Source organism: Micromonospora sp. NPDC003197, from assembly GCF_053590565.1.
In genome coordinates, this window is the sequence record NZ_JBSFTE010000005.1 from 265,529 (window position 1) to 280,728 (window position 15,200).

The window sequence follows — 15,200 nt, forward strand, 5'->3', positions numbered from 1 at the left end:
TCTCCCCCACCCGAAAGGCGGCCCAGCCGGCCGGGTGGGTGATGTTGGCGGCACCACGTGCGTTACGTCACGCTGGCTATGCGCCAAGGGCCGGTCGTCAGGTGTCAGCTGCGGCTACTCGACGCTGGCGTAGGAGTGCAGGCTGTCGCTGGCGAAGAAGTTCACGCCGAAGAGGTTGACCAGCATGGTCAGGAAGCCGATGATCGCGATCCAGGTCGCCACCGACCGCTTGACGCTCGGCGTGGCCCGAGCGTGCAGGTAGCCGGCGTAGACCACCCAGGAGATGAAGGCCCAGACCTCCTTCGGGTCCCAACCCCAGTAGCGACCCCAGGCCGCCTCTGCCCAGATGGCCCCGGCAATCACCGCGAAGGTCCAGATCGGGAACGAGAAGGCGTGCAGCCGGAAGGTCAGTCGCTCCAACTCCGCGGCCGCCGGCACCCGACGCCCGAGGGTGTACGGGAAGCTGCGCTTGCCCTGTTCGTAGCCGGACCGGATCAAATACATCGTGGCCGGTACGGCACCCAACACGAAGAGCCCGGACGAGATCGTGATGGTCGAGATGTGGATGATGAACCAGTACGAGTTGAGCGCCGGGACCAGCGGCACGACCGGGGTGTAGAGCACCAGGCCGGCCAGGCCGAGCAGCAGGACCATGACCAACGCGACGAACAGCCCCAGATGCCGGATCGTCGGATAGCGGTACAGCATGAACAGCCACGCGACCACACCGACGAAGGTGCCGGTCAGCACGAACTCGTACATGTTGCCCCAGGGCATCCGGTCCGCGGCGATCCCCCGGGTGATGAGCACCGCCAGGTGCACCACGGCCGCGACTGCGGTGATCACTACCGCTGCCCGGCCCAGGAGTACGTCCCGGCCCTTCTTCGTCGGTGGGGAATCCGTACCGGTGGCCGGTTCGTCGGTGCTCTTCACGACACCGTCGGCGGTCTTCGGGCCACCGTCGCCGGCCGTCACGGCACCGCCGGCAGTACGGGCACCGACCCCGACCAGTTCCCGGGCCGGCCGGATAGCGGCCCGACCCAGGACGCTACGGGTGCCGAAGGCGTACTCGGCGGCATGGCAGATCATGGCAATCAGATAAGCCATGATCGCGACCACCAACAACTGGTCGGAGAGTGCCGCCATCTGGTCGGAGAGTGCCGCCATCACTCGGTCCCTTCTCGTACCCGGACACCGCGTTCCACCTCAGCGACGAGTTGCTCGAACTCCTCGGCGAAACCGGAGTAGTCGGTGCGCGGCAGCCCACCTGCCTCAATCAAGCTACTACCGCTCGTCGTGGTTCCGTCCGTGGGGGCCGAGATCGGGACCTTCGGTCCCCCGTCCGGGGGCAAACCGGCCATTGCGGCAGTTGGCGTCACCCGGAACCAGACCCGCCGCCGTCGACCGGTGAGCGACAGCATCAGACCGACGAGCATCAGCCCGGAACTCACCAGCACGATCATCTCGCCCGGGTCGTGCCGTATGGAGATCGTCACGAACTGTCGGGTGCCCAGGAACTCGACGGTCGTACCGTCGTCGAGCGTCCACTTCTCGCCGACCCGCAGCAGCTTGGCCTCGCCCACCTGCTTGAGCTTGCCGGTCCGTACCTGCCGCTGGTCCAGCTTGAAGACCGAGTTGGGGATACCCGCCTCCATGCCCAGGTTGCCCCGGTAGGCGAACAGCATCAGCGCGGGCGAACGCTCGGCCGGATGCTGTGAACGGGTGAACGGCGCAGAGTCCGGCGCGGTCGGCAGGTACAGCCCCTCGAAGGCGACCTGCAAATCGAGGTTCCGCTCGCCCGTCGGCGTCAGGTTGACGTCCGGGAAGGCGGCCACCCCTTCGCTGGTCATGTTCCCGTCGATGTTGAGGAACGGATCGATATGGGTCTGGGACTGCCCGTTCCGGTCGGTATACCGAATGATCGGGGCGTAGCCGTGGCCCAACAGGTAGGCGTTGGCACCGTCGAGGCGCAGCGGCGAGTTCACCGAGAAGGTCTCGCGGCGGGTCGCCCCGCCCTCGTCCACGTTCACCGTCGCCTGGTAGGACTCCGGCTGCCCGCTCTCCAGGAACGTCGCCTGGAAGTCGGTCAACTCCAGGCAGAACGGGGGCAGGTCCGCCGCATCCACTTGCGGTCCGAGCCCGGTCTCCGCGTACTGCTGAAGGGTGTTGCAGAAGGTCTTGTCCGGGCCGGCGACGAGGAGCCGGTTGCCATGCCAGCCGTACCAGGATCCGTAACCCACCCCGACCAGGACGACCACCAACGACAGGTGGAAGAGCAGGTTGCCGGTCTCCTTGAGGTGTCCCTTCTCGGCGGAGACCGTGTCGTCTCGTACCACCACCCGCCAGCGTCGTTTGCGCAGGATGGCGGCGATCGCCTCGGCGGTACCGGCCTGCGCGGTGCGTGCGTCGCTGGCGTTGTCTTCAGTGGTCAGAACGGTGTGCTGCGGTAGCCGGTCCAGCCGCTTGGGCGCGGCGGGCGGTGCGGTCCGGATGGCCCGGATGTGGTCACGCAACCGGGGCAGGATGCAGCCGACCAGCGAGGTGAACAGCAGCAGGTAGATCGCGGAGAACCAGATCGAGGCGTACACCTCGAACGCCCCGATCCGGTCCAGCACCGGGGCGAGTTTCGGGTGCTCGACGAAGTAGGCGTCGACGCTTTCCCGGTTGACGCCCCGCTGCGGCAACACCGAGCCGGGGATGGCGGCGACGGCGAGCAGGAAGAGCAGCACCAGCGCGGTACGCATGCTGGTGAGCTGCCGCCACGAGTTGCGCAGCAGGGCCAGTAGCCGGTTCGGCCGGCGAGAGGGCGACGGTTTCGGATCCGCAGCCCGGTCCGCGACGGCAGTCATCAGATGCTTACCTCTCCGACGCCGAATCTGGTCTGTAGCCAGATGACGAAGTCCAACCAGGCACCGGTGACCAGGGCGAGCCCGACGAGGATCAGCAGTGCGCCGCCGGCCCGGGTGACCCACCGGCTGTTGCGCCGGATCGCCTTGAACAGTCCGAGTAGTCGCCGGAAGCCCAGTCCGAAGATAACGAAGGGCAGCCCGAGACCGAGGCAGTACGCCACGGCGAGTACCACAGCCCGGTCGGTCTTTCCGCTGGTGGCGGCGAGTCCGAGCACCGCCGTCAGGGTCGGGCCGACGCAGGGGATCCAGGAGAGCGCGAAGACCGCTCCGAAGACCGGGGCGCCGAGCAGGCCGGCGGCGGGCAGCCGGTGGATGCGCAGCTCGCGCTGCATGCCGGGAACCAGCCCGAGGAAGGCCAACCCGAGCAGGATGATCAGGACCCCGACAACGATCTCCACGGTCCGCTTGTGCTCCAGGAACACCCGGCCGATGCCGGCAGCCAGGACGGCGGTGGTGGTGAACACGACGGTGAAGCCGCCGATGAACAGCAGTGTCCCGGCCAGGACCCGGCCTTTGATCGCGCGGGCGCTGCGGGTGACGGTCGCGACGCCTGAGGTGTTAGGAGGGGGCCCTTCCTCTACCGAATCCGATAAAAGGGGGCCCTTCCTAACGCCAGGGCGGGTGCTTGCCGCGTCGAGGTCGCTGCCGGCCAGGCCGGTGACGTACGACAGGTAGCCGGGCACCAGCGGCAGGATGCAGGGAGACAGGAAGCTCACCAGACCGGCGAGCATCGCCCCGCCGACCGCCAGCAGTAGTGGGCCGTTACGGGCCAACTCCTCGAAGGTCGCGCCCATCAGCGCGGCCCGGCTACCGGGGCTTGCTCGGCGGCGACCCGTTCGACCAGGGGTTGCAGCCCGTCCTGCCGGACCGGCTTACGCAGCACCACCGCGATCCGCCCCTCCCGGTCGAGGATGATCGTCGCCGGGGTGACGTTCGGTGGCGGGTCGAAGGCCAGAGCCAACCGGCTGGCCGGGTCGAACAGGCTCGGGTACGTCACCCGACCGCGCTCGAAGGCCATCGCCTTGTCCCGCATGTCCTGGACGTTGACGCCGATGAACCGGACCCCGTCGGCCTTGGTCGCCTGGTAGGTCGCCTCCAGGTCCTTGGCCTCGGCCACACAGGGTGCGCACCAGGAGCCCCAGAAGTTGACCACGACGACCTGGCCCCGATCCTGGTTGAGGTCGTAGCGGCTGCCGTCGAGCAACTCCCCGGCGGCCTTGATCGGGTCACCTCGCTGCTCCGGGGCGCACTCGATCACGTTGGCCGTCGTGGTGTCGCAGGTGTCTTCCCGAGCACCGTCGGAGCAGCCGGCCATCGCCACCAGGGTGCTGGCCGCGAGTAGCGTGCCGAGCCAGGTGCGGGCCGGGCGTCTCATCTCATGCCCCCTTGGCCGTCCGCGCGGTCGGCGAGGTGGCGATCAGGTGTGCGGCCGGCTCGGAGTAGCCGATCCCGACGATCTTGGCACCTTCGAAGTGGAACGAGGTCAGGCTGGCCAGGCCACACTCCCGGCGGCGCGGGTCGTGCCAGAGTCGCTTGCGTTCGACGTGCCGGCGCAGCGTCCAGATCGGCAGCTGGTGCGACACGCAGACCGCCTCGTGCCCCTCGGCGGCCACCCGGGCGGCCTGCAACGCGGCGAACATCCGCTCGGCGATCACCTGGTACGCCTCGCCCCAGGACGGGGTGACCGGGTCGCGCAGCACCCACCAGTTGCGGGGGTCGCGGAACGATCCGTCGCCTGGCGACACCCGCTTGCCCTCGAACCAGTTGGCGCTCTCGATCAGCCGCTCGTCGACTCCGGTCGGGAGGCTGAACTGCGCGGCGATCGGCTCGGCCGTCTGCTGGGCACGCTCCAGCGGGCTGGCCACCACGTGCACGATGTCCCGGTCGGCGAGCGCCTGGGCCGCCGCCTTGGCCATCTGGATGCCCAGCTCGGAAAGGCGGAACCCGGGCAGTCGGCCGTACAGGATCTTGTCCGGGTTGTACACCTCGCCGTGCCGCAGTACGTGCACCACCGTGTTGCTCATCGTGTCGGCCTCCCACCACCGGCCCGGCGACCGTCGGTCAGCCTGATCCCAGCACCCACCCGTACTACTACCTCTCGTTGCCCGCTGCGGCGGCGGCTGCTGCTGCGGGCAGCGCCGAGGCGAGCTGCTCCAGCGCGGCGTCGTCCAGCGCCGTCGACACGAACCACGACTCGAACGCGCTCGGCGGCAGGTAGACCCCGCCGGCCAGCATCGCGTGGAAGAACGCCTTGAAGGCGGCCACGTTCTGGGTCCGCGCACCGTCGTAGTCCCGCACGTCGGCGTTGGTGAAGAAGACCGAGAACATGCTTCCCGCGTACGAGAGCCGGTGCGGCACCCCGGCGGCGGCCAGCGCGTCGCTGGCGAGCTTGCCCACGGTGGCGGCGGTGGCGTCGAGCTTCTGGTAGAGCGCGGCGTCGGCGAGCCGGAGCGTGGCCAGCCCGGCGGCGCAGGCCAGTGGGTTTCCGGAGAGCGTGCCCGCCTGGTAGACCGGGCCGGCGGGGGCCAGTCGGGCCATGATCTCGGCGCGACCACCGAACGCCGCGGCCGGCAGCCCGCCGCCCATCACCTTGCCGAAGGTGTAGAGGTCGGCGTCGACCGGATCGACTCCGGCCCAGCCGCCCCGGGAGACCCGGAAGCCGGTCATCACCTCGTCGACGACGAGCAGCGCACCGTAGGCGTGGGCGATGCTGGCCAGGCGCTGGTTGAAGCCGTCGCGGGGGGCCACCACGCCCATGTTGCCGGCGGCGGCCTCGGTGATGATCGCGGCGATGTGCTCGCCCTCGGCGGCGAAGGCGGCCTCGACGGCGGCTACGTCGTTGTACGGCAGCACGATGGTCTCGCTGGCTGCCGCGCCGGTGACCCCGGGCGAATCAGGCAGACCGAGGGTGGCGACCCCGGAGCCGGCGGCAGCGAGCAGCGCGTCGACGTGTCCGTGGTAGCACCCGGCGAACTTGACGATCTTGGAGCGGCCGGTGAACCCACGGGCCAACCGGATCGCCGACATGGTGGCCTCGGTGCCGGAGTTGACCAGCCGGACCTGCTCGACCGGGGTCCGGTCGACGATCTCGGTGGCCAGCTCCACCTCACCTGGGGTGGGAGTGCCGAAGCTGGTGCCATCGGCGGCGGCGGCCTGGACGGCGGCGACGACCTCCGGATGGGCGTGGCCGAGGATCAGTGGGCCCCACGAGCAGACCAGGTCGACGTAGCGCCGACCGTCGGCATCGAAGAGCCACGGGCCGGCACCACGCACCATGAACCGGGGCGTGCCGCCGACTGCGCCAAAGGCGCGTACGGGTGAGTTGACCCCGCCCGGCACGATGGCGCGGGCCCGGTCGAACAGAGCTTCGGAGGCCGGCGCTTCGGCTGGGTAACGCTCCGGGCCGGCGGAGTGTGTAGTGGTCACGGTGCCGCCATTGTGTCAGCGCCGCTGCGCTGCGCGGCAGCCACCCCTGGCCAGGGGTTGTTCGGCTCACCCTCGGCACCCGCCTCGGCGCGCCGGAGTGCATAGATCGCGATAGGCTGACGGGCGTGGAGCGTGCGGAGCTGTCCATCACGGTGCAGCGGGCCGCCGATGAGGTGACTCTCAACCTCGTCGGCGAGATCGACATGCTTACCGCCACCCGGCTCTCCAGCGCCGTCAACGAGGTACTGGCCGAGCCGCCCCCGCGTATCGTGCTGGACCTGGCCGGGGTCACCTTCTGCGATTCGCAGGGGCTGGGCACCCTGGTCGTGCTCAGCCGCAAGGCCAGTCACGCCCAGAGCCTGCTGATCCTGACCAATGTCGGCGGGTTCCTGTTACGGGTGCTCGACATCACCGGGCTGCGCTCGGCGCTGATGATCCGTAACGAGCAGTCCACGGGTTGACTCGACCGGCGGACCGGTTGACTCGGCCGGCGGCCGAAGCCGGACCGCACCGCGTCCGACTCCGGCCGCCCAGGTTCTTCAGACCACCGGTACGTCCCGACGCCGGAAGCCGAGCAGGCCGAGACCGGCCAGCAGAACGGCGATGCCGGTCAACCAGAGCAGCGGCGTGACGGTCAGCTCCCCACCGGGAATCCGGGGGATGTGGGTGAATGGTGAGACGTCAAGCGCCCACTGGTCGAGTTGCATGATCGCGCCCACCTGGCCGAGGAGCACGCAGACCCCCAGCACTGCCCAACTCACCATGACCAGCCTCGGCAGCAGCCCGAAGAGCAGCACGGTGACGGCGGCCAGCACCCAGACCGCGGGCAACTGCACCGCGGCGGCGGCCAGCACCCGGGGCACCTGACCGGCGATGTCTCCGCTGGCCTGCCCGTAGATGAGCCCGCTGGTCAAGCCAGCGACCACGAGCGCGACCGCCGGGCCGAGCAGGGCGAAGATGAGGTGGCTGGCCATCCACCGGAGCCGGCCGACCGACGCACCCAAGACCGGCTCACTGCGTAGGGCGGTCTCCTCGGCACGCATCCGCAACGCGGCCTGGATGCCGTAGCCGGCGGCGACCAGCGCGACCAGCCCCATGGTGCCGGCGAGGTACGCGTCGGTGAAGGCGCTGGTCCCGCCCAGTCGGACGATGATGTCACCGACCTGCGCGCTGTCCCGTATCGCTTCCTCGATCGCGTCGGCGGAGCTGCCCACCACCGCACCGAGCGCCACCAAGCCGACAGTCCAGCCGAGGAGCAGTCCCCGATGCAGCCGCCAGGCCAGGGCCAGCGGGCTACGCAACGTGGGGGCGGCCAGCGGCGGCCCCAACCGGGGCGGCAGGATGCCGGCAGCGACGTCACGGCGGGCCGACAGCGGATACGCCGCAGCGATCAGTACGGCGACGAGGCTGACGAGAAGGGCGAATACCCACCAGCGTTCGTCGGCGAACGCCTGCACCCGCTGCCCCCAACCGAGCGGCGACAGCCAGCTCAACCAGGACAAATCGCCGCCCGAGCCAGTCGCGTCGCCAGCCATCCGCAGTAGCAGCGCCAGCCCGAGGGTGCCCAGGCCGATGGCCCGAGCGGCACCCGACCCCTCGGTCAACTGGGCGACGACACCGCCGACCGCCGCGAACACCCAGCCGGTGGTGGTCACCGCGAGCCCGAACGCCACCGCACCGACGGCGGGCAGACCCTGGCTGACCAGACCGAGCGTGATGACCCCGCCCAACACGACGTCGGCGGCGAAGGTGGCGATCAACGCGGCGGTGAGCCCCGCATGCCGCCCGAGGACGGTCGAGCCGAGCAGTTCCCGCCGACCGGTCTCCTCCTCGGTGCGGGTGTGCCGGATGACGGTGAGCAGGCTGATCAGTCCGGCAACCAACATGATCATGCTGGACCGCTGCGCGGTGAGCGCGCCGAGGCTGGCTCCGAAGGCCGGACCGAGCAGCGACACGATGGACGGGTTGCGGGCCAGTCCGGACGCGTACGCCTGTCGCGCCGCCTCAGTGGGATACAGCTCGGCGATGGCCGACGAGTAGCTCATCGGTAGGACGGCCAGGATCAGGATCCAGAGCAGCAGGAGCCACCGGTCACGGCGCAGGATCAGCCGGACGAGTTGGCCGGTGCCGGTGGTCCCGGTCATCGGGTCACCGCCGCGTGCGGGGCACCATCCGACTGCGCCTCGTAGTGCCGCAGGAAGAGTTCCTCCAGCGTCGGCGGCTGGCTGACCAGACCGCGTACGCCGATCGTGGTGAGCTGACGCAGCGCGACGTCGAGCGCGTCGCCGTCGACGGTGAACCGGACCCGGTTGCCGTCGATGCGTACGCCGTGCACGCCGGGCAGTTCCGCCAGCCCGTTCGGCGGGCCGACGAGTTCGGCGTCGATCGACGTACGGTGCAGGTGCCGTAACTCGGTCAGCGTGCCGGTCTCGACGTTACGGCCGTCCCGGATGATGGTGACCCGGTCGCAGAGCGCCTCCACCTCGGCCAGGATGTGGCTGCACAGCAGCACCGTACGGCCGTTGCGGGCATCCTCGGCGATGAAGCGCTGGAAGACCTCCTCCATCAGTGGGTCGAGGCCGGAGGTCGGCTCGTCCAGGATGAGCAGTTCGACGTTGGAGGCGAGGGCGGCGACCAGGCCGACCTTCTGCCGGTTGCCCTTGGAGTAGGCCCGCCCCTTCTTGCGCGGGTCCAGCTCGAACGCGTCCAGCAGCTCCGCTCGACGCCGCTGGTCGAGGCCACCGCGCAGCCGACCGAGCAGGTCGATCACCTCGCCGCCGGAGAGGTTGGGCCAGAGGGTGACATCACCGGGTACGTACGCGAGGCGACGGTGCAGGGTGACGGCGTCCCGCCACGGGTCGCCGCCGAGCAGTCGCACCGTGCCGCCGTCCGCGCGGAGCAGGCCGAGCAGCACCCGGATCGTGGTCGATTTGCCCGCGCCGTTGGGGCCGAGGAACCCGTGCACCTCGCCGGTACGGACGCTCAGGTCGAGTCCGTCGAGGGCGCGGGTCGACCCGAAGGTCTTGATCAGCCCCTCTACATCAATAGAGTTTTCCATATATCGAAAGCTACGCTTGCTTCACAAATTTGTGAAGCGTCTGATATCTGCGAAGATCAGGGTCAGGCCGAGCTGATTCGAGGAGACACGCATGTCTGATCCGAGCCCACCGCGCCGCGACGACGAGGCAGTCGACCGGTTCGTCGAACGAATGGCGATGCTCTTCGCCAACTGGGGTTTCCCGCGGATGGCCGCACGGGTGCTCTTCGCCGTGATGTCCGCCGACGAGGAGGCGCTGACCGCTGCCGAGATCGGCGAGCGCCTGGGGGTCAGCCCGGCGGCGATCTCCGGCGCGGTGCGCTACCTGACCCACCGTGGATTGCTGGTCCGGGAACCGGTGCCCCGATCCCGACGAGACCACTACCGCATGCCCGACGACCCCTGGTTCGAGGCTGCCGTCGTCAAACGGTCAGCCCTCACAGTGATGGCCGATCTGACCAGCGAAGGGGCCAAGGCCGTGGGCGGAGACGAGACACCGTCTGGAGAACGACTCGCGGAGATGCGGGATTACCTCATCTTCGCGCAGGACGAGGTCGACTCGATCAACGAGCGATGGCGAGCCCACCGGGCGGCAAGCCGGTCGCCCTCACCTGGCGAGTGATCGGCGACCACCTCTCATCAAGGCGGCCGACACAAGCCTGGCCACCACGAGCTACTCAGGCCCGATCAGGCGGTCGATCCCCAACGCGCCTGTTCCAACAGTTCCACCGCCCGGTCCCGGGCGTCCGGGGCGTCCGAGCGCAGCAACGCGGCCGCCTCGTCGATCGACTCGGTCAACGCCCGCCACTGCGCCTCGCGCTCGCGTACCGCCTGGGCATGGGCGGCAAGCTGGCGGGTCTTGGCCCACAAGTCGACGAATACCGACACCTTGGCCCGCAGCACCCACGGGTCAAAGGGCTTGGTCAGATAGTCCACCGCGCCGACCGCGTAGCCCCGCAACGCAAGCTGGGCATCCCGGTCCGCCGCAGTAAGAAAGATGATCGGGACATGTCGGGTCCGTTCCCGCCGTTTGATGTGGCTGGCGGTCTCGAAGCCGTCCATGTCCGGCATCTGTGCGTCCAGCAGGATGACCGCGAAGTCGTCCACCAGCAGCTGCTTGAGCGCCGCCTCGCCACTCTCCACCGCGACCGACTGCACCGGCAGCCCCTGGAGGATCGCCTCCAGCGCCAGCAGGTTCTCCCGCCGATCGTCCACCAGCAGCGCCTTGGCCATCTCGCTCATGTCACCGCCTCGCTTCGCTCGTCGCCGTCATGCCTCAACCTGAGCCAGCCGATTCGCTCGCTCATGTCGCCGCCCCGCTTCGCTCGTTGATCATCCGACCTCCCGCCCTTCGCCATTGACCCAGGAGGCCATCAGCTCGATCAACTCATCCAGATCCACCGGCTTGGTGATGTAGTCGCTGGCACCGGCGGTCAACGCCGACTCCCGATCGCCCGGCATCGCCTTGGCGGTGAGGAACACCACCGGCAGATCAGTGAACCGGTGATTGCGACGAATCGCTCGTGTCGTCTCGTAACCGTCCTGATCAGGCATCATCGCATCCATCAGCACGATGTCCACCTCTGGGTGCTCGGCAAGTAGCCGAACTCCATCCGCGCCGTTGTCCGAGTAGAGCACCGTCATGCCGTGCAACTCCAGCGCACTGGTCAGCGCGAAGACGTTCCGAACATCGTCATCGATGATCAGGACCGTGGCTCCGTCGAGCTGCTGGGTGGCGGGCGTGGTGACAACCGGTCCCTGGTCGGTGGCTGGGAGCAGCAGTGCCGGGAGCCCAGCCCGGGCCGGCATGGGTGCCGCAGGCAGCGGCATCGGCGCCACCACCGTGTCCGGAGCCAACACGTCCGGAATGAACAGGGTGAAGGTCGACCCCTGCCCGGGAGCCGACGACACGGTTATCGTGCCGCCGATCAGGCGGGCCAGGTCCCGGCTGATCGACAGCCCGAGACCGGTGCCGCCGTACCGCCGGCTGGTGGTGCCATCGGCCTGCTGGAACGCCTCGAAGATCAGCGACAGCTTCTCGTCGGGGATACCGATCCCGGTGTCGATGACGGTGAACGCCACCACCTGCCGGGCGGTGGCCAACGCCGGTACGTCGAAGAAGGCGTTGTCCGGTGCCGGTGCGATCCGTAGCGTCACCGCACCGTTGTCGGTGAACTTCATGGCGTTGGAGAGCAGGTTCCGCAGGATCTGTTGCAGGCGCTGGGCGTCGGTGATGACGGCCGGCGGCAGTTCCTTGGAGATCCGTACCTGGAAGTCCAGTTTCTTCTCTTCGGCCTGCGGGGCAAATGCCTGCTCGACATAGCCGCGGATCTCGGAGAACCGCACCTCGGTCGGCTCGACGTCCATCCGTCCCGCCTCGATCTTCGACAGGTCGAGGATGTCGTCGATCAGCCGGAGCAGGTCCGACCCGGCGCTGTGGATCGTCCTGGCGAACTCGATCTGCTTGACGGTCAGGTTCTCCTCGGAGTTGTCCGCCAGCAACCGGGCAAGCAGCAGCAACGAGTTCAGCGGCGTACGCAGTTCGTGGCTCATGTTGGCCAGGAACTCCGACTTGTACGCCGACGCCCGGGTGAGCTGGTGCGCCTTCTCCTCCAGCCCGATCCGGGCCATCTCGATTTCCTTGTTCTTGGTCTCGATGTTGCCCTTCTGCTCCGACAGCAGCTTCGCCTTGTCTTCCAACTCGGCGTTGGTGCGCTGCAACTCCGCCGACTGCTCCTGCAGCTCGTGGGCGAGGCGCTGCGACTGGGCGAGCAGTTCCTCCGTACGCCGGTTGGCCTGGATGGTGTTGACGGCGACGCCGATGGTGCCGACCAGCCGTTCGAGGAAGGCCAGGTGCAGTTCGGAGAAGGCGGCGATGCTGGCGAACTCGATGATGCCGAGCAGTTCGCCCTCGAAGAGCACCGGCAACACCACCAGGTCGGCCGGGGGCGTTTCGGCGATGCCGGAGCGGATGGTGAGCTTGCCGTCCGGCACGGCACCGACCCGGATGGTCCGCCGGGAGAGTGCGGCCTGACCGACCAATCCCTCACCCGGCCCGAAGATGACCTCCTGGTGGCGGGCCACATAGCCGTACGACGCGATCAGCCGCAGCCGGAGCACTGCCTCGTCATGGTCGGCCACGAAGAACGCGCCGAGCTGCGCGTCCACCAGCGGCGTGACCTCCATCATGATCATCCGGCAGACCTCGACGAGGTCCCGCTGCCCCTGGAGCAGACCGCCGATCCGGGCCAGGTTGGAGTCCAGCCAGCCCTGCTCCGCGTTCTTCTTCGTCGTCTCCCGCAGGGTGACGATCATCTGGTTGATGTTGTCCTTCAGCTCGGCGATCTCGCCCTGTGCCTTGACCGCGACCCGCTGGGTCAGGTCGCCCTTGGCGACGGCGGTGGAGACCCGGGCGATGGCCCGTAGCTGGGTGGTGAGGGTGGAGGCGAGCTGGTTGACGTTCTCGGTCAGGTCCCGCCAGGTGCCGGAGACGCCCTTCACCTGGGCCTGGCCGCCGAGCTTGCCCTCGGTACCCACCTCCCGGGCCACCCGGGTCACCTCGTCGGCAAACGACGACAGCTGATCCACCATCGTGTTCACCGTCGACTTCAACTCCAGGATCTCGCCCTGGGCGTCGACGGTGATCTTCTGGCTCAGGTCGCCCTTCGCCACTGCCGTGGTGACCGAGGCGATGTTCCGTACCTGCGACGTCAGGTTCGACGCCATCGAGTTCACGTTGTCCGTCAAATCCCGCCAGGTGCCGGAAACCCCCTTCACCTGCGCCTGGCCACCCAGCTTGCCCTCGGTACCCACCTCCCGGGCCACCCGGGTCACCTCGTCAGCGAACGACGACAACTGATCCACCATCGTGTTCACCGTCGACTTCAACTCCAGGATCTCGCCCCGGGCGTCAACGGTGATCTTCTGGCTCAGGTCACCCCGGGCCACCGCGGTCGACACCTGGGCGATGTTGCGCACCTGGGCGGTGAGGTTGGAGGCCATCGAGTTCACGTTGTCGGTCAAATCCCGCCAGGTCCCGGCGACCCCGCGTACCTGGGCCTGGCCACCCAGCTTGCCCTCGATGCCCACCTCCCGGGCCACCCGGGTCACCTCATCGGCAAACGACGACAACTGATCCACCATCGTGTTCACCGTCGACTTCAACTCCAGGAACTCGCCCTGGGCGTCGACGGTGATCTTCTGGCTCAGGTCACCCTTCGCCACTGCCGTGGTGACCGAGGCGATGTTCCGTACCTGCGACGTCAGGTTCGACGCCATCGAGTTCACGTTGTCCGTCAAATCCCGCCAGGTGCCGGAAACCCCCTTCACCTGCGCCTGACCGCCCAACTTGCCCTCGGTACCCACCTCCCGGGCCACCCGGGTCACCTCATCGGCAAACGACGACAACTGATCCACCATCGTGTTGACGGTGTCCTTCAGTTCGAGGATCTCCCCCCGAGCGTCGACGGTGATCTTCTGGCTCAGGTCACCCTTCGCGACCGCCGTCGACACCTGGGCGATGTTGCGCACCTGCGAGGTCAGGTTGCCGGCGAGCTGGTTGACGTTCTCGGTCAGATCCCGCCAGGTCCCGGAGACTCCGCGTACCTGGGCCTGGCCACCCAGCTTGCCCTCGGTACCCACCTCCCGGGCCACCCGGGTCACCTCATCGGCAAACGACGACAACTGATCCACCATCGTGTTGACGGTGTCCTTCAGTTCGAGGATCTCGCCCTGCGCCGCCACCGTGATCTTCTGGCTCAGGTCGCCCCGGGCCACCGCCGTGGACACCTGGGCGATGTTGCGCACCTGCGAGGTCAGGTTCGACGCCATCGAGTTGACGCTGTCGGTGAGGTCCTTCCAGGTGCCGGCCACATTCGGCACCTCGGCCTGGCCGCCCAGCTTGCCCTCGGTGCCGACCTCCCGGGCCACCCGGGTCACCTGCTCAGCGAAGAGCCGCAGCGTGTCGGTGAGCGAATTGAAGGTGTGTGCCAGCTCGGCAACCTCACCCTTGGCCGAGACGGTGATCTTCTGCGACAAATCTCCCTTGGCTACCGCTGTGGCCACCTGTGAGATCGACCGCACCTGGTAGGTCAGGTTCGACGCCATGGTGTTGACCGAGTCGGTGAGGTCCTTCCAGGTGCCGGCGACGCCCCGTACGTCCGCCTGACCACCCAGTTCACCCTCGGTGCCCACCTCCCGGGCCACCCGGGTCACCTCGTTCGAGAAGGACGACAGCTGATCGACCATGGTGTTGACGGTCCGACCGATCCGCAGGTACTCACCCTGTAGCGGCCGGCCGTCGATCTCCAGCGCCATGTGCTGGGACAGGTCCCCGTTCGCCACAGCCACAATGACCCGGCCGATCTCCGTGGTGGGCCGCCCCAGATCGTCGATGAGCGAGTTGATCGCCTGCTGGGACGCAACCCAGGATCCGTCCAGGCCCTCCTCGTCAAGACGCTCGTCGAGCCGGCCATCCCGGCCGACGAGGCGGCTAATCCGGCGCAGGTCGAGATGCTGCCGCTCCTGGAGCGAGACAACCTCGTTGAAGGCGTCGGCGACCTCGCCTGCGGCACCGGAGCGGCGCGGCAGTCGTACCTTGAGGTCGCCGCGCCGGACCCGCCGCAGGGCCTCGGCGAGCTCGCCGAGCAGGACCGTGTCCTCGGCGCCGGTGTGGTCCGCGGCAGAGTTCCATTTCGCCGTGGTCATCATTCCTCGCTCAGCTCGGGGAGATGGCAGTACGCGACACCGACCAGGCTCCGGGAACGATCGGCATCCCCATCATTGTGCCCCTGCCCGCCGGAATCGACCGGTGCTGACCTGCGCTACCG

General features: G+C 68.4%; 12 protein-coding genes. 2 read left to right on the forward strand and 10 right to left on the reverse strand.

Annotated elements, in window-relative coordinates:
* Positions 1-114: 114 nt before the first annotated feature.
* The 6 genes from ccsB to hemL all read right to left on the reverse strand — a co-directional run bounded on the left by ccsB (position 115) and on the right by hemL (position 6,335).
* On the reverse strand, positions 115-1,146 hold the full coding sequence (ccsB, locus tag ACWDV4_RS08215; protein ID WP_449975922.1) for a c-type cytochrome biogenesis protein CcsB: 1,032 nt from the start codon (positions 1,144-1,146) through the stop codon (positions 115-117).
* 20 nt (positions 1,147-1,166) lie between these two features.
* Entirely contained in the window at positions 1,167-2,849 is a 1,683-nt protein-coding gene (gene resB / locus ACWDV4_RS08220; RefSeq protein WP_449975812.1) for a cytochrome c biogenesis protein ResB, read from the reverse strand.
* Positions 2,849-3,703, reverse strand: coding sequence for a cytochrome c biogenesis CcdA family protein (locus ACWDV4_RS08225; protein WP_449975814.1), 855 nt, complete (start codon positions 3,701-3,703; stop codon positions 2,849-2,851). Before ACWDV4_RS08225 ends, resB begins: the two co-directional genes overlap by 1 nt.
* The gene (locus ACWDV4_RS08230; RefSeq protein ID WP_449975815.1) at positions 3,703-4,284 is read right to left on the reverse strand and encodes a TlpA disulfide reductase family protein; all 582 of its coding nucleotides are present in this window, start codon (positions 4,282-4,284) and stop codon (positions 3,703-3,705) included. Before ACWDV4_RS08230 ends, ACWDV4_RS08225 begins: the two co-directional genes overlap by 1 nt.
* Position 4,285: 1 nt before the next feature.
* Positions 4,286-4,933 carry a histidine phosphatase family protein gene (locus ACWDV4_RS08235; RefSeq protein WP_449975817.1) on the reverse strand — a complete coding sequence of 216 codons (648 nt, stop codon included), beginning with the start codon at positions 4,931-4,933 and terminating at the stop codon, positions 4,286-4,288.
* A gap of 67 nt (positions 4,934-5,000) precedes the next feature.
* The gene (gene hemL, locus ACWDV4_RS08240; RefSeq protein WP_449975819.1) at positions 5,001-6,335 is read right to left on the reverse strand and encodes a glutamate-1-semialdehyde 2,1-aminomutase; all 1,335 of its coding nucleotides are present in this window, start codon (positions 6,333-6,335) and stop codon (positions 5,001-5,003) included.
* A 125-nt stretch (positions 6,336-6,460) separates the two neighbouring features.
* On the opposite strand from hemL, the gene ACWDV4_RS08245 reads away from it, so the two are divergent.
* A complete protein-coding gene (locus ACWDV4_RS08245) occupies positions 6,461-6,796 on the forward strand; it encodes an STAS domain-containing protein (protein WP_184534696.1) in 336 nt (111 codons plus the stop codon).
* A 78-nt stretch (positions 6,797-6,874) separates the two neighbouring features.
* Here the strand turns inward: ACWDV4_RS08245 and ACWDV4_RS08250 are convergent, their stop codons facing one another.
* Both ACWDV4_RS08250 and ACWDV4_RS08255 read right to left on the reverse strand, forming a co-directional pair.
* Positions 6,875-8,479, reverse strand: coding sequence for an ABC transporter permease (locus ACWDV4_RS08250; RefSeq protein WP_449975821.1), 1,605 nt, complete (start codon positions 8,477-8,479; stop codon positions 6,875-6,877).
* A complete protein-coding gene (locus ACWDV4_RS08255) occupies positions 8,476-9,393 on the reverse strand; it encodes an ABC transporter ATP-binding protein (protein WP_449975822.1) in 918 nt (305 codons plus the stop codon). The genes ACWDV4_RS08250 and ACWDV4_RS08255 overlap by 4 nt, the downstream gene beginning before the upstream one ends.
* Positions 9,394-9,484: 91 nt before the next feature.
* Between ACWDV4_RS08255 and ACWDV4_RS08260 the strand changes: the two genes are divergently transcribed.
* Positions 9,485-9,994, forward strand: coding sequence for a GbsR/MarR family transcriptional regulator (locus tag ACWDV4_RS08260; protein WP_449975823.1), 510 nt, complete (start codon positions 9,485-9,487; stop codon positions 9,992-9,994).
* A gap of 65 nt (positions 9,995-10,059) precedes the next feature.
* On the opposite strand, the gene ACWDV4_RS08265 is transcribed toward ACWDV4_RS08260, so the two are convergent.
* A complete protein-coding gene (locus tag ACWDV4_RS08265) occupies positions 10,060-10,614 on the reverse strand; it encodes a response regulator (protein ID WP_449975825.1) in 555 nt (184 codons plus the stop codon).
* A 90-nt stretch (positions 10,615-10,704) separates the two neighbouring features.
* The gene (locus tag ACWDV4_RS08270) at positions 10,705-15,078 is read right to left on the reverse strand and encodes a HAMP domain-containing protein (protein ID WP_449975827.1); all 4,374 of its coding nucleotides are present in this window, start codon (positions 15,076-15,078) and stop codon (positions 10,705-10,707) included.
* Positions 15,079-15,200: the final 122 nt, after the last annotated feature.

What these genes read in the sequence shown, in the direction of transcription:
- ccsB (WP_449975922.1), bottom strand. Translation starts at nt 1,146, where the DNA reads ATGGCGGCACTCTCCGACCAGTTGTTGGTGGTCGCGATCATGGCTTAT.
- resB (WP_449975812.1), bottom strand. Translation starts at nt 2,849, where the DNA reads ATGACTGCCGTCGCGGACCGGGCTGCGGATCCGAAACCGTCGCCCTCT.
- ACWDV4_RS08225 (WP_449975814.1), bottom strand. Translation starts at nt 3,703, where the DNA reads ATGGGCGCGACCTTCGAGGAGTTGGCCCGTAACGGCCCACTACTGCTG.
- ACWDV4_RS08230 (WP_449975815.1), bottom strand. Translation starts at nt 4,284, where the DNA reads ATGAGACGCCCGGCCCGCACCTGGCTCGGCACGCTACTCGCGGCCAGC.
- ACWDV4_RS08235 (WP_449975817.1), bottom strand. Translation starts at nt 4,933, where the DNA reads ATGAGCAACACGGTGGTGCACGTACTGCGGCACGGCGAGGTGTACAAC.
- ACWDV4_RS08250 (WP_449975821.1), bottom strand. Translation starts at nt 8,479, where the DNA reads ATGACCGGGACCACCGGCACCGGCCAACTCGTCCGGCTGATCCTGCGC.
- ACWDV4_RS08255 (WP_449975822.1), bottom strand. Translation starts at nt 9,393, where the DNA reads ATGGAAAACTCTATTGATGTAGAGGGGCTGATCAAGACCTTCGGGTCG.
- ACWDV4_RS08260 (WP_449975823.1), top strand. Translation starts at nt 9,485, where the DNA reads ATGTCTGATCCGAGCCCACCGCGCCGCGACGACGAGGCAGTCGACCGG.
- ACWDV4_RS08265 (WP_449975825.1), bottom strand. Translation starts at nt 10,614, where the DNA reads ATGAGCGAGATGGCCAAGGCGCTGCTGGTGGACGATCGGCGGGAGAAC.
- ACWDV4_RS08270 (WP_449975827.1), bottom strand. Translation starts at nt 15,078, where the DNA reads ATGACCACGGCGAAATGGAACTCTGCCGCGGACCACACCGGCGCCGAG.